This is a genomic window from Janibacter melonis (assembly GCF_020567375.1).
GTDB lineage: Bacteria > Actinomycetota > Actinomycetes > Actinomycetales > Dermatophilaceae > Marihabitans > Marihabitans melonis.
In genome coordinates, this window is the sequence record NZ_JAJBZM010000001.1 from 223,593 (window position 1) to 236,981 (window position 13,389).

The following is a 13,389-nucleotide window of genomic DNA, read 5'->3' on the forward strand; positions in this document are numbered from 1 at the left end:
AGCCCTGCGAGATCGAGACCCACCTCGCCGAGGGCGAGCTGACGATGCTCGGTGCCCACCCCGAGGCGAGCAACCTCGCGATCGTCTGCGAGGTCGAGCACGAGGGCGGCACGCTCACCGCGATCTACAAGCCGGTGCAGGGCGAGCGGCCCCTGTGGGACTACCCCGACGGGCACCTCGCCCATCGCGAGCGGGCGGCCTACCTCGTCGCCCGGCTCGGCGGATTCGACTGCGTCCCGGCGACCGTCCTGCGGGCCGGGCCCCTCGGCGAGGGCTCCGTGCAGCGATGGGTCGGCACCCTCGACGAGCCCGCCGACAGCCCCGTCGCCGTCACCCGTCCGGGCCAGATCCCACCGGGCTACCTGCGGGTGCTCTCGGGCGAGGACGAGCGCGGCACGGGCGTCGTGCTCAGCCACCCCGACGACCCGGTGCTGAGGTCGCTGTCGGTGCTCGACGCCGTCATCAACAACAGCGACCGCAAGGGCAGCCACGTGCTCCTCGAGGGCGACGGCGTCTACGGCATCGACAACGGCGTGAGCCTGTCCGTCGAGCCCAAGCTGCGCACCGTCCTGTGGGGGTGGGCGGGGGACCCCCTCACGGACGCGGACCGGGCCCGTGTGGAGCGCCTCGTCGAGGCGATCGAAGGCTCGCCGGAGGCCGGTGAGCTCGACGAGCTGCTCACCGTGACCGAGGTCGACGCGCTCGTCGCGCGGTGCGAGCGGCTGCTGCGGGCGGGTCGTCATCCCCGGCCCGGGCACGGCTGGCCGAGCGTGCCGTGGCCGCCCGTCTGAGCCACCTTAGGATGGGCGCGTGAAGTCCTGGTCCGCGCCCGCCGTCCCCACTCTCCCAGGCAGCGGTCCCACCCCGCGGCTGCACGACACCCTCACGGACGCCGTGGCCGAGGTGCGTCCCGAGCAGGGCCGGCTCAGCCTCTACGTCTGCGGCGTCACCCCCTACGACACGACCCACATGGGGCACGCCGCCACCTACGTCACCTTCGACGTGCTCCACCGCGCCGCCCTCGACAGCGGGCTCGGCGTCGACTACGTGCAGAACGTCACCGACGTCGACGACCCGCTCCTCGAGCGCGCCGAGCGCGACGGCGTGGACTGGCGCGACCTCGCGACGAGCCAGATCGAGCTCTTCTCGCAGGACATGGCCGCGCTGCGCGTCATCCCGCCGAAGGCCTACGTCGGCGTCGTCGAGGCGATGCCGCGCATCGTCGCCGTCGTCGAGCGGCTCGTCGACGCCGGGGTGACCTACACCCTCACCGAGGACGCCACCGGCGCCCAGGACACCTATCTCGACGTCACCGCCGTCGGCGGTGTCGAGCAGGTGAGCCCGCTGCCCGAGGCGACGATGCTCGAGTACTCCGCCGAGCGCGGGGGAGACCCCGACCGCGCCGGCAAGCGCCACCGTCTCGACCCGATGCTGTGGCGCGGCGAGCGTGACGGCGAGCCCGCGTGGGAGAGCGCCGTCCTCGGCCGGGGACGCCCCGGCTGGCACATCGAGTGCACGGCGATCGCCCTCGACCACCTCGGCGAGACCGTCGGCGTGCAGGGCGGCGGGTCCGACCTCGAGTTCCCGCACCACCCGATGACCGCGCTCCAGGCGGTCGCCGCGACGCGGCGGTCCCCCTTCGCCACCCACACGACCCACCAGGCGATGGTGGGTCTCGACGGCGAGAAGATGAGCAAGTCCAAGGGCAACCTCGTGCGGGTCTCCGACCTGCGCCGTGAGGGCGTCGACCCGGCGGCGATCCGGCTCGTGCTGCTCGCCCACCACTACCGCACCGAGTGGTCGTGGACCGAGGACTCCCTGCGCCACGCCCAGCGCCGCCTCGACCGCTGGCGCCGCGCGACCTCGCTGCCGAGCGGCCCGGGTGTCGGGACGCTCGCCGACGAGGTGCGCACCGCGCTCGCCGACGACCTCGACACCGCGGCCGCGCTCGACGCGGTCGACCGCTGGTGCGAGCAGGCGGAGTCCGGCGAGGGCGCCGACGAGGACGCCCCGGCGCTCGTCGTCGACGTCGTCGACGCCCTGCTGGGCGTCGAGCTGTAGACCTCCTCCGACAAGACCCTGCCAGCAGCCCTTCGACGTGCCAGGACCCTGTCGAGACGGTCCTGCCACATCAAGAGGCAGCCAGCAGGGTTTCGTCAGTAGGTGGGGCGAGGAGGAGCGGGCGAAGGGGGGAGCACACAGGTCAGCGGCGGGGGCCGGCGTCGCCGAAGGCGCCCCAGCAGATCGCGTCGCGCCGCGCCTGGTCCTCGAGGACGAGGTCACGGACGGCGGCGGGCAGCTGCTCGCGCTGCCAGTCGCGCTCGCCGACCCCCGCCGACGGGTCCTGCGGGTGAGCGTGATGCACGGCGCGGATCGCGTAGGCCGCGGCACCGAGGTCGTGCTCCGCTACGTGTGGCACGCAGGCAGCCTGGCCGGCTGCGTAGGCCGCGAGCCGGGCCGGACCGGTGAGCGGTCGTGCGGCGCCCATGGCGTGACCGCCGACGGCCCGGGCACGCATCATGGGCAGCTCGCCACCGGCCCAGGACCGGACCGCCTCGACGGCCGCCCGGGGCCGCGGGTCGCCGGGCACCTCCTCCTCGACGAGCCCGAGCACGTGCTCGGCGCACAGCGCCGCCCACAGCGCGAGCAGCCGGTGGTCCGCGTCGGTGAGGGTGCCGCCGCGCCGCACCGACACCAGACGCGGGTCGCGCACTTCCGGGAGGATCATCGCGGTCCGGGCGCCGCTCAGCCCGCGGCAGGCGGGTCGTCGCGGCGACGCCGCAGGTAGCGCTCGAACTCCTTGGCGATCGCGTCGCCGCTCGCCTCGGGCAGCTGGGCGGTGTCCTGCGCCTGCTCGAGCTGCTCGACGTACTCGCGGATGTCCTCGTCGGCCTCGGCCGCCTCGTCGACACCGCGCTCCCAGGCCCGGGCCTCCTCCTCGAGCGTGCCGTGGGGCAGGGAGACGTCGAGGAGGCGCTCGAGGGCTCGCAGCACCGCGTACGTCGCCTTCGGCGAGGGCACGTGCCCGGCGTAGTGGGGGATGCCCGCCCACAACGAGATCGAGGCCATGTCCTCGCGCCGGGCGGCGTCGGCCACGACGCCGATGATGCCGGTGGGGCCCTCGTAGGTGCTCGCCTCGAGGTCGTAGCGGTGGATCGTGCGCTCGTCGTCGCTCGTCGCGCTCACCGGGATGGGCCGGGTGTGCGGCACGTCGGCGAGCAGCGCGCCGATGGAGACGACCGTGCGCACGCCGAGGTCGGAGGCGAGGTCGACGATCTCCTCGCAGAAGGTCCGCCAGCGGAAGGACGGCTCGATGCCCAGGACGAGGACGACGTCGCGGTCGAGCTCGTCGGGGGAGGCGAGCAGGACCCGGGTCGTGCGCCAGTCGACGCGGCGCTGCCCCGGTCGGCCCATGACGACCGGGCGGGTGACCTGGAAGTCGTAGTAGTCCTCCGGGTCGAGGGCGGCCACCGGGTCGGCGTCCCACGCCTCGGCGAGGTGGAGGAGGGTCGAGGTCGCCGCCTCACCGGCGTCGTTCCACCCCTCGAAGGCGAGGATCATCACCGGGTCGTGCAGCTCGGGGATGTCCTGCAGCTCGATCACGTCGGCTCCTGCTCGCTCGTCCTACCGGTCACCCGCCAGCCTATGTCGCCGTGCTCGTCGTCGGACGGCGCTCGTTACAGTGTCGAGGCGTGAGCATCATCCCCGCCGCGGTCCTGTGGGACATGGACGGCACCCTCGTCGACACCGAGCCCTACTGGATCCGCGCCGAGCACGAGCTCGTCGAGCGCTTCGGCGGGCGGTGGAGCGACGAGCTGGCCCACGAGCTCGTCGGCAACCCGCTCCTCGTGAGCGCGGACTTCATCATCGAGCGCTCCTCGGTGACGCTCTCCCCGCACGAGGTCGTCGAGGAGCTCATGAGCTCGGTCATCGCCCAGGTGCACGACCACGTCCCGTGGCGGCCGGGCGCGCAGGAGCTGCTCGCCGAGGCCGTCGCCGCCGGGGTGCCCAACGCGCTCGTGACGATGTCATGGCGCCCCCTCGTCACCGCAGTCCTCGACACCCTCGAGCCCGGGTGCTTCGCCGCCGTCGTCACCGGTGACGAGGTGACCCACGGCAAGCCGCACCCCGAGCCCTACGAGCGGGCCGCGGCGCTGCTCGGCGTCGACCCGGCCGATGCCGTCGCCGTCGAGGACAGCCCGACCGGGGTGCGCTCGGCGACCGCCGCCGGCGTGCCGACGATCGCGGTCCCGCACGTCGTGCCCGTCCCGCCGGTCGAGGGCTCGGTGCAGCTCGAGACGCTCGAAGGGGTGTCGCTGGCCGACCTCGTGACGCGGGCTCGGTCCCCCTTCGCCTCCGCCTAGACCGGTGCGCCCGCGGGGCGCCCGGTCCTACGATGGGGTGTGGCTGCGAACGCGCCCGCGCCCCGTCAGCAGATCCGCTTCTGCCGCTCCGTCGACGGGACCCAGATCGCCTACGCCGTGCACGGGTCAGGCCCGCCGCTCGTCGTGGACTCCTGCTGGCTCAGCCACCTCCAGCACGACTGGTCCTCGCCGGTGTGGCGTCACCACCTGCTCGAATGGGGCCGTGAGCACATGGTCGTGCGCTTCGACGAGCGCGGGCACGGGCTCTCCGACCGCGACGTCACCGACCACGGCCTCGAGGTGCGGGTCGCCGACCTCGAGGCGGTCGTCGACGACGCCGGGCTCGAGCACTTCGACCTGCTCGCCATGGCGCAGGGCGGGCCGGTCGCCATCAGCTACACCGCCCGCCACCCGCAGCGGGTCTCGCGGCTCGTCTTCTACGGCAGCTACTCGGGGCAGCAGTCGAAGGACCCGACCGAGGCGGCGATGGACGACACCCTCGACGCCCTCATCGCGGTGGGGTGGGCGCGGCCCGACTCGACCTTCCGCCGGGTTTTCACCTCGTTGATGATCCCCGGCGCGAGCGAGGAGCAGCGGGTCTGGCTCGACGAGCTGCAGCGCACCTCGACGAGCGCCGAGACCGCCCGGGAGTCGCGCCGCCAGCGACTCGTCGCCGACGCGTCGCACCTGCTCGCGCAGCTCGACGTGCCGACCCTCGTCATCCACTCGCGGGGTGACCGGATGAACGACTTCTCCGAGGCCCGCTACCTCGCCGCCCACGTCGCCGGCGCCCGGCTGGTGGCGCTCGAGAGCGAGAACCACATCGTCCTCGAGGACGATGACGCCTGGCCGGTCTACCGGGCAGAGCTGAGGCGCTTCCTCGCCGAGCCCGTGCCGGTCCGCGGGGGCACGGCACCCGGTGGAGGCCGCTCGGAGGGGCTCGAGGACCTCTCGCCCCGCGAGCGAGAGATCCTCGCTCTCGCCGCGCAGGGCCGCGACAACGACGAGATCGCCCGCTCCCTCGTGCTGAGCACCCGCACCGTCGAGCGTCACCTGAGCAACGTCTACGCCAAGCTCGACCTGCACGGGAAGTCGGCCCGCACGGCGGCCGTCGCCCGCCTGCTCACCGCCCGCTGAGACCCCCTTCGCCGCTGCGCGCACCCCCGCCACGGCAGACGGCCGAGGTCGTCCGCGTCCCCGCGGGCTACGTGCACGCACCGATGCGGCGCGCCCCGGTGCGCTCCTAGCGTCGACCTGTCAGGTCGGCACGCACGAAGGAGAGCGACATGAGCACCATCGCACCCGACGGGCCCGCACCCGTCGACCCGCCCGCCGAGGACGCGGACACCGCCCTCAAGGCACGCCACCGCGCCATGTGGGCGCTCGGCGACTACCCCGCCGTCGCGCGAGAGGTCGTCGCCCCTCTGGGGCCGGTCCTCGTCGAGGCCGCGGGGGTCCACGCCGGGCAGCGGGTCCACGACGTCGCCGCGGGTCCCGGCACCGTGGCCATCCCGGCCGCCCGCACCGGCGCCGAGGTCGTCGCGACGGATCTCACGCCGGAGCTGCTCGATGCGGGCCGGGCGGCCGCCGAGGCCGAGGGGCTCGACATCCGGTGGGTCGTCGCGGACGCGGAGCACCTGCCGTGCGACACCGGCGAGTTCGACGTCGCCCTGTCGTGCGTCGGCGTGATGTTCGCCCCGCACCACCAGGCGGTCGCCGACCAGCTGGCACGGGTCGTGCGGCCCGGGGGGACCATCGGGCTGATCAGCTGGACGCCCGAGGGCTTCATCGGGCAGATGTTCGCCACGATGCGGCCCTACGCGCCCCCGCCGCCGGCCGGCTCCCAGCCGCCGCCGCTGTGGGGGCACCTCGACCACGTCCGTGACCTGCTCGGCGACCGGGCGGAGATCACCACGGCGGTCCAGCAGGACCTCGTCGTCGACCGTTTCGCCGGCCCGCAGGACTTCCTCGACCTCTTCAAGAGCAGCTACGGGCCGACCATCGCGGTCTACCGGGCGCTGGGGGAGGGGTCCGAGCGGGCCGCGGCGCTCGACGCAGAGCTGATCGGTCTCGCCGAGCGCTTCGACGTCGGCGACGGCACGACGGTGCTGCCGTGGGAGTACCTGCTCGTCACCGCGACCCGCCGCTGAGCCGGACCTAGAGGTCCACCGCGTCGAGGACGAGGTCGCCCGACCCGGCGGTGACGCCGTCACGAGGTGGCAGCGGGGGCGGCGTGCCGCCGAAGGCGGGGCACAGCGCTCGGAAGTCGCACCACGAGCACAGCCGCGACGGGCTCGGTCGCCAGTCACCGCTCTCGTGGGCGCGCTGGATCGCGGCCGAGACCGCCCGCACGTTGCGCTCGAGCGCGAGCAGGTCCGCCTCGTCGGGGGAGTAGCGGATGACCTGGGCGTCGCGCAGGTAGACGAGCTGGAGCAGGTCGGGCACCCGGCCCGTGCTGCGCCAGATGATGAGCGCGTAGAAGCGCATCTGGAAGAGCGCCCGGCCCTCGAAGCGCTCCGAGGGGGACCGCCCGGTCTTGTAGTCGACGACCCGCACCTCGCCGGTCGGTGCGACGTCGAGCCGGTCGATGATGCCGCGCAGCCGCAGCCCGTCGACCTCCACCTCGACCCGGCTCTCGCGCTCGTGCGGCTCCAGCCGGGTCGGGTCCTCGAGGGTGAACCACCGGTGGACGAGCGCCTCCGCCTGGGCGTACCAGGCCTGCTCGTCGGGCCCGTCGTCGGTGCCCACGAGCGTCGCGAGCTCAGGACGCTCGGCGAGCATCGCCGCCCAGCGGCCGGGCACGAGGGCCACGGCGGCGTCCGGGGTGCGCTCGGGCGCGGGCAGGTCGAAGAGCGCCTCGAGCACCGCGTGCACGAGCGTGCCCCGGGCCGCCGCGGCCGACGGTGCCTCGTCGAGCCGGTCGACGGCCCGGAAGCGGTACCTCAGCGGGCACGCCTTGAAGTCCGCCGCCCGCGACGGCGAGAGCGAGGGCAGGGGCGTCGTGATCGCCGATCAGTCCTCGGGGTGGTAGCCGAGGTTCGGCGAGAGCCAGGTCTCGGCCTCCTTGAGCGTCCACCCCTTGCGCTGCGCGTAGTCCTCGACCTGGTCGCGGCCGATCCGGCCGACGACGAAGTACTGGCTGTCGGGGTGCCCGAGGTACCAGCCGGAGACGGAGGCCCCGGGCCACATCGCCATGCGGTCGGTGAGCTCGATGCCGATCTCGTCGACGTCGAGCATCTCCCACAGCGTCGCCTTCTCGGTGTGCTCGGGGCACGCGGGGTAGCCGGGAGCCGGACGGATGCCGTCGTACTGCTCCTTGATGAGCTGGCGGTTGTCGAGCTGCTCGTCGGGGGAGTAGCCCCACAGCTCGCGACGCACGCGCTCGTGGAGCATCTCGGCCAGGCCCTCGGCGAGACGGTCGGCGAGCGACTCGAGGAGGATCGCCGAGTAGTCGTCGAGCTCGGCCTTGAGGCGGGCCACGTGCTCCGCCGAGCCCAGGCCGCCGGTCACGGCGAAGGCGCCGACGTGGTCGGGCAGCCCGCTCTCCTTGGGCGCGACGAAGTCGGCCAGGCTGCGGTTGGGGACGCCCTCGCGGTGCTGGCCCTGCTGGCGCAGCATGTGCAGCCGGTGGGCCACCTCGGTGCGCGACTCGTCCGTGTAGACCTCGACGGAGTCGCCGACGGCGTTGGCCGGGAAGAGCCCGACGACGGCGTTCGCGGTGAGCCAGCGCTCGTCGATGACGCGGCGCAGCATGTCCTGCGCGTCCTCGAAGAGCTTGCGGGCCGCCGGGCCGGTCGACGGGGCGTTGAGGATGTCGGGGAAGGAGCCCTTCATCTCCCAGGCGTTGAAGAAGGGCTGCCAGTCGACGTACGGCACGATGTCGGCGAGCGGCACGTCGCGCAGCACGGTGCGCCCGGGCACCTTGGGCGCCGGCGGGACCGAGCCCTCGTCCCACTGCATCGGCGTCGCCCGCTCGCGGGCCTGCTCGAGGGACAGCAGCGGGCGGTCGTTCTGCTTCGCCGCGTGCCGCGCCCGGATCGAGTCGAAGTCGGCCTTGACCTCGTCCATGAGGCGCTCGCGCCCCTCGTCGGACAGCAGGGCGGCGACGACCGGCACCGAGCGCGAGGCGTCCTTGACCCAGATGACGGGGCCGTCGTAGCGCTGGTCGACCTTGACGGCCGTGTGGGCGCGCGAGGTCGTCGCGCCACCGAGCATGAGCGGGATGCTCAGCCCCTGACGCTGCATCTCCTCGGCGACGCCGACCATCTCGTCCAGGCTCGGCGTGATGAGCCCGGACAGGCCGATGATGTCGGCCTTCTCCTCGCGGGCGGCGTCGAGGATCTTCTGCGTCTGGACCATGACGCCGAGGTCGACGACGTCGTAGTTGTTGCACTGGAGGACGACCCCGACGATGTTCTTGCCGATGTCGTGCACGTCGCCCCGCACCGTGGCCATGACGACCTTGCCCTTGCTGCGCTCGGGGGCGTCCGGGTCCTTCTCGGCCTCGATGTAGGGGATGAGGTAGGCGACGGCCTTCTTCATGACGCGGGCCGACTTCACGACCTGGGGCAAGAACATCTTGCCGCTGCCGAAGAGGTCGCCGACGACGTTCATCCCGTCCATGAGCGGGCCCTCGATGACCTCGATCGGCTTGCCGCCGCGCTCGGAGATCTCGCGCCGCAGCTCCTCGGTGTCGCTCTCGGCGTAGTCGTCGATGCCCTTGACGAGCGCGTGAGTGATCCGCTCGGAGACCGGCAGGGAGCGCCACTCGTCGAGCTGCTTGGCCTCGACCTCGCCGCTGCCGCGGTGGGCCTCGGCGATCTCGAGCAGCCGCTCGGTCGCGTCCTCGCGACGGTTGAGCACGACGTCCTCGATCCGCTCGCGCAGCTCGGCGTCGAGGGTGTCGTAGGGCACGAGCGCGCCGGCGTTGACGATGCCCATGTCCATGCCCGCGGCGATCGCGTGGTAGAGGAAGACGGCGTGGATCGCCTCGCGCACGGGGTTGTTGCCGCGGAAGCTGAAGGAGACGTTTGAGACGCCACCGGACACGAGGGCGTGGGGGAGGTTCTCCTTGATCCAGCGCGTCGCCTCGATGAAGTCGGTCCCGTAGGCCGCGTGCTCCTCGATGCCCGTCGCCACGGCGAAGATGTTGGGGTCGAAGACGACGTCCTCGGCCGGGAAGCCGACCTCCTGCGTGAGGATCGTGTACGCGCGCTGCGCGATCTCGAGACGGCGCTCGTAGGTGTCGGCCTGGCCGTCCTCGTCGAAGCCCATGACGACGATCGCCGCGCCGTACTTACGGCACAGGCGAGCGTGCTCGACGAAGGGCTCCACGCCCTCTTTCATGGAGATCGAGTTGACGATGCACTTGCCCTGGGCGCGCTGCAGCCCGGCCTCGATGACCTCCCACTTCGAGGAGTCGATCATCAGCGGGACGCGGCAGATGTCGGGCTCGGAGCCGACGAGGTTGACGAAGGTCGACATCGCGGCGACGCCGTCGAGCATCCCCTCGTCCATGTTGATGTCGATCACCTGGGCGCCAGACTCGACCTGCTGGCGGGCGACGGACAGCGCCGCCGGGTAGTCCTCGGCCTGGATGAGCTTGCGGAAGCGGGCCGAGCCGGTGACGTTGGTGCGCTCGCCGACGTTGACGAAGAGGGAGTCGGCGGTGATGGTGAAGGGCTCGAGCCCCGACAGGCGCATCGCCGGCTCGACGGTCGGGGGCACCCGCGGCGGCACGCCCTCGACCCGTCGGCCGAGCTCGGCGATGTGCTCGGGCGTCGTGCCGCAGCAGCCGCCGATGATGTTGACGAGGCCGTCGCGCACGAAGCCGTCGACGACCTCGGCCATCTGCTCGGCCGTCTCGTCGTACTCGCCGAAGGCGTTGGGCAGGCCGGCGTTGGGGTAGATCGACACGAAGCAGTCGGCGACCCGGGAGATCTCGGCGACGTAGGGACGCATCTCCGCCGCGCCGAGCGCGCAGTTGAGCCCGACGGCCAGCGGCTGGGCGTGCCGGACGCTGTTCCAGAAGGCCTCGGTCGTCTGCCCGGTGAGGGTGCGGCCCGAGGCGTCGGTGATCGTGCCGGAGATGATGACCGGCCAGCGGCGGCACTGCTCGTCGAAGAGGGTCTCGAGGGCGAAGATCGCGGCCTTGGCGTTGAGGGTGTCGAAGATCGTCTCGACGAGCAGGATGTCGCTGCCGCCGTCGACGAGGCCGCGGGCCTGCTCGAGGTAGGCCTCGACGAGCTCGACGAAGGTGATGTTGCGCGCCGCCGGGTCGTTGACGTCCGGCGAGATCGACGCGGTGCGGTTCGTCGGGCCGAGGGCGCCGGCGACGTAGCGCGGGCGCTCGGGGGTCTCGACGGCGTCGCACGCCGCGCGCGCCAGCCGGGCCGCCTCGTAGTTGATCTCGTAGGACAGCTCCTCCATGCCGTAGTCGGCCATGGAGATGCGCTGCGCGCTGAAGGTGTTGGTCTCGATGATGTCCGCGCCGGCGGCGAGGTAGTCGTCGTGGATCGAGCGGATGACGTCGGGCGCGGTGATCGAGAGCAGGTCGTTGTTGCCCTTGAGCTCGCGCTCCCAGTCCGCGAAGCGCTCGCCGCGGAAGTCCGCCTCGCTCAGGCCCCGGCGTTGGATGAAGACACCCATCGAGCCGTCCAGCAGCAGGACGCGCTCGCTCATGAGAGCGGCGAGCGCGTCGGAGGCATCAGGGCGGTGGGCGGGGGAGGTCACGTCTGGGGGAGTCCTGTCGGCAGGGCCATCGGGGGAGGTGCTCATTATCGCCTAGGGTGCCTCGCATGGCCGCATCCCCTGATCGACCGTCCGGCCTTCGAGTCGCGTCGGTCGGCGGCGTGCCGGTCTACGTCGGCTCGTCGTGGCTGATCCTCGCCGTCGTCGTCATCGCCCTCGTCGGTCCGGGCATCGCCGCGGACCGCCCCGACCTCGGGGCCCTCGCCTACGGCGTCGGCGCCCTCTACGCCGTCGGCCTGCTCGTCGCCGTCCTCGTCCACGAGGCCGCCCACGCGGTCGTCGCCCGCGGCGTCGGGCACCGCGTCCACGCCGTCGTCGCCGACATCTGGGGCGGGCACACGACGTACGACCCCTCCCGGGGCACCCCCGGGAGCGCGGCCGCCATCGCCGTCGTCGGGCCGCTGAGCAACCTCGTCCTCGGTCTGCTCGCCTGGGGGGTCCACCCCTTCGCGCCCGAAGGGGTGCCCTCGGGCCTGCTCGGGGCGTTCGCCTTCGTCAACGTCCTCCTCGCCGCCTTCAACCTCCTGCCCGGTCTGCCGCTCGACGGCGGGCAGCTCGTCGAGGCCGCTGTGTGGCGGCTCACCGGCAGCCGTCCGCGCGGCCGGGTCGTCGCCGGATGGTGCGGGCGGGCCGTCGTCGTCGTGGTCGTCGTGTGGGCGATCGGCCTGCCGCTGCTCTCCGGGGCCAGGCCCGACCTCTTCCGCGTCGTGTGGACCGTGCTCATCTGCGCCTTCCTCTGGCAGGGCGCGACGGCCGCCATCGCCGCCGGTCAGTCCCTCGGCGTGCTCGCCCGCCTCGACCCGGCCCGCGTCATCCGCCCCGCCCGGGCGGTCTCGGAGCGCGCCGTCCTCGCCGACGTCGACCCGCAGGCCGCCCACGGCGTGCCCGTCGTCGTCGACGCCCTCGGCCGCCCGCTCGCCCTGCTCTCGGCCGCCGCGATGGGCGGCGTGCCCGAGGAGCTGCGCGAGCGCACCCCCGTCTCCGCCGTCATGGCGCGTCAGCCCTCCGAGTGGGTCGTCCCGCTCGAGGGCGACCCCGAGGAGGACCTCATCGCGCTCGTGCGGACCTTCCAGGACACCCGTGCCAGCCATCTCGCGGTGACGCGGGGCGGGGTCCTCGCCGGCGTCGTGTCCGTCCACGAGCTCGGCGCGGCGCTCGACGAGGTCCAGGGACGACCGCCCCGCCCGTGACGCCGTCCGGAGCACCGCCCGCGGGTCCGTAGACTCGCGGGCTATGACTGCCACCGGATCCCAGTACCGCCGCGGCCCCTTCCGTGAGGGCGACCGCGTCCAGCTGACGGACCCGAAGGGGCGGATGCACACGATCACCCTCACCCCGGGCAAGCAGTTCCACACCCACCGCGGCCACGTGAAGCACGACGACCTCATCGGCTCGCCCGACGGCTCGACGATCACCAACACCGCCGGCACCGAGTACCTCGCCCTGCGCCCGCTGCTGTCGGACTACGTCATGTCGATGCCGCGCGGCGCGGCCGTCGTCTACCCCAAGGACGCCGGTCAGATCGTCACCATGGCCGACGTCTTCCCCGGTGCGACCGTCGTCGAGGCCGGTGTCGGGTCGGGCGCGCTGTCGATGTCGCTGCTGCGCGCGGTCGGCGAGAGCGGGCGGGTGCTGTCCTTCGAGCGCCGCGCCGACTTCGCCGACATCGCGGTCGCGAACGCCCGGGCCTTCTTCGGCGAGGACCACCCCGCGTGGACCGTCACCGTCGGCGACCTCGTCGAGTCCCTGCCCGGCGCCGTCGAGCCCGGCACCGTCGACCGCGTCGTGCTCGACATGCTCGCCCCGTGGGAGTGCCTCGAGGTCGTCGCCGACGCGCTCGCGCCCGGCGGCGTGCTCATCTGCTACGTCGCGACCGCCACCCAGCTGAGCAAGGTCGCCGAGGCGATGCGCGACTTCGGGACCTTCACCGAGCCCGAGGCGTGGGAGTCCCTCGTGCGCGGCTGGCACCTCGAGGGCCTCGCGGTGCGTCCCCAGCACCGCATGCACGGTCACACCGGCTTCCTCATCACCACCCGGCGCCTCGCGCCGGGCACCACCCCGCCCCTGCGCAAGCGCCGCCCCGGCCGCGGCTACGTGCCGGCCGAGGAGGACCAGGACGGCGCTCCCACGGGGGCCATGCTCGACGCGACGAGCCACCTGGGACCCGAGGGCCAGGACTGGAGCAGCGAGGCGCTCGGCGAGCGGGTCGCGTCGGAGAAGAAGATGCGCAAGCTCGTCCGGGGTGTGGTGCCCCCGACGCCGCGCTGACGTCGTG

At 73.1% G+C, this 13,389-nt stretch carries 11 protein-coding genes; 7 read left to right on the forward strand and 4 right to left on the reverse strand.

What is annotated here, in order from left to right; all coding sequences use genetic code 11:
- Positions 1-11: 11 nt before the first annotated feature.
- The gene (locus tag LIV55_RS01035) at positions 12-791 is read left to right on the forward strand and encodes an SCO1664 family protein (protein WP_308012876.1); all 780 of its coding nucleotides are present in this window, start codon (positions 12-14) and stop codon (positions 789-791) included.
- A gap of 19 nt (positions 792-810) precedes the next feature.
- A complete protein-coding gene (gene mshC, locus LIV55_RS01040; RefSeq protein ID WP_229298921.1) occupies positions 811-2,061 on the forward strand; it encodes a cysteine--1-D-myo-inosityl 2-amino-2-deoxy-alpha-D-glucopyranoside ligase in 1,251 nt (416 codons plus the stop codon).
- A 142-nt stretch (positions 2,062-2,203) separates the two neighbouring features.
- Here the strand turns inward: mshC and LIV55_RS01045 are convergent, their stop codons facing one another.
- Together LIV55_RS01045 and LIV55_RS01050 are read right to left on the reverse strand one after the other, a co-directional pair.
- The gene (locus tag LIV55_RS01045) at positions 2,204-2,728 is read right to left on the reverse strand and encodes a putative immunity protein (RefSeq protein WP_229298922.1); all 525 of its coding nucleotides are present in this window, start codon (positions 2,726-2,728) and stop codon (positions 2,204-2,206) included.
- Positions 2,729-2,745: 17 nt separating this feature from the next.
- Positions 2,746-3,603 carry a PAC2 family protein gene (locus LIV55_RS01050; protein WP_123091753.1) on the reverse strand — a complete coding sequence of 286 codons (858 nt, stop codon included), beginning with the start codon at positions 3,601-3,603 and terminating at the stop codon, positions 2,746-2,748.
- Positions 3,604-3,692: 89 nt separating this feature from the next.
- On the opposite strand from LIV55_RS01050, the gene LIV55_RS01055 reads away from it, so the two are divergent.
- From LIV55_RS01055 to LIV55_RS01065, 3 genes are all read left to right on the forward strand, one after another.
- Complete coding sequence (locus LIV55_RS01055; protein WP_308012859.1) at positions 3,693-4,364, forward strand: HAD family hydrolase; 672 nt, start codon at positions 3,693-3,695, stop codon at positions 4,362-4,364.
- A 39-nt stretch (positions 4,365-4,403) separates the two neighbouring features.
- Entirely contained in the window at positions 4,404-5,501 is a 1,098-nt protein-coding gene (locus tag LIV55_RS01060) for an alpha/beta fold hydrolase (RefSeq protein ID WP_229298923.1), read from the forward strand.
- 149 nt (positions 5,502-5,650) lie between these two features.
- Positions 5,651-6,514, forward strand: coding sequence for a class I SAM-dependent methyltransferase (locus tag LIV55_RS01065; RefSeq protein WP_229298924.1), 864 nt, complete (start codon positions 5,651-5,653; stop codon positions 6,512-6,514).
- A 7-nt stretch (positions 6,515-6,521) separates the two neighbouring features.
- On the opposite strand, the gene LIV55_RS01070 is transcribed toward LIV55_RS01065, so the two are convergent.
- Both LIV55_RS01070 and metH read right to left on the reverse strand, forming a co-directional pair.
- Positions 6,522-7,358, reverse strand: coding sequence for a RecB family exonuclease (locus LIV55_RS01070; protein WP_123091756.1), 837 nt, complete (start codon positions 7,356-7,358; stop codon positions 6,522-6,524).
- 18 nt (positions 7,359-7,376) lie between these two features.
- The gene (metH, locus tag LIV55_RS01075; protein ID WP_425551775.1) at positions 7,377-11,141 is read right to left on the reverse strand and encodes a methionine synthase; all 3,765 of its coding nucleotides are present in this window, start codon (positions 11,139-11,141) and stop codon (positions 7,377-7,379) included.
- 20 nt (positions 11,142-11,161) lie between these two features.
- Here metH and LIV55_RS01080 point away from each other — a divergent pair, with 20 nt between their 5' ends.
- Together LIV55_RS01080 and LIV55_RS01085 are read left to right on the forward strand one after the other, a co-directional pair.
- Positions 11,162-12,304: a site-2 protease family protein gene (locus LIV55_RS01080; RefSeq protein WP_148041565.1), complete on the forward strand. Its 1,143-nt coding sequence runs from the start codon at positions 11,162-11,164 to the stop codon at positions 12,302-12,304.
- Between the two features lie 43 nt (positions 12,305-12,347).
- The gene (locus tag LIV55_RS01085) at positions 12,348-13,382 is read left to right on the forward strand and encodes a tRNA (adenine-N1)-methyltransferase (RefSeq protein ID WP_123091759.1); all 1,035 of its coding nucleotides are present in this window, start codon (positions 12,348-12,350) and stop codon (positions 13,380-13,382) included.
- Positions 13,383-13,389 lie beyond the last annotated feature (7 nt).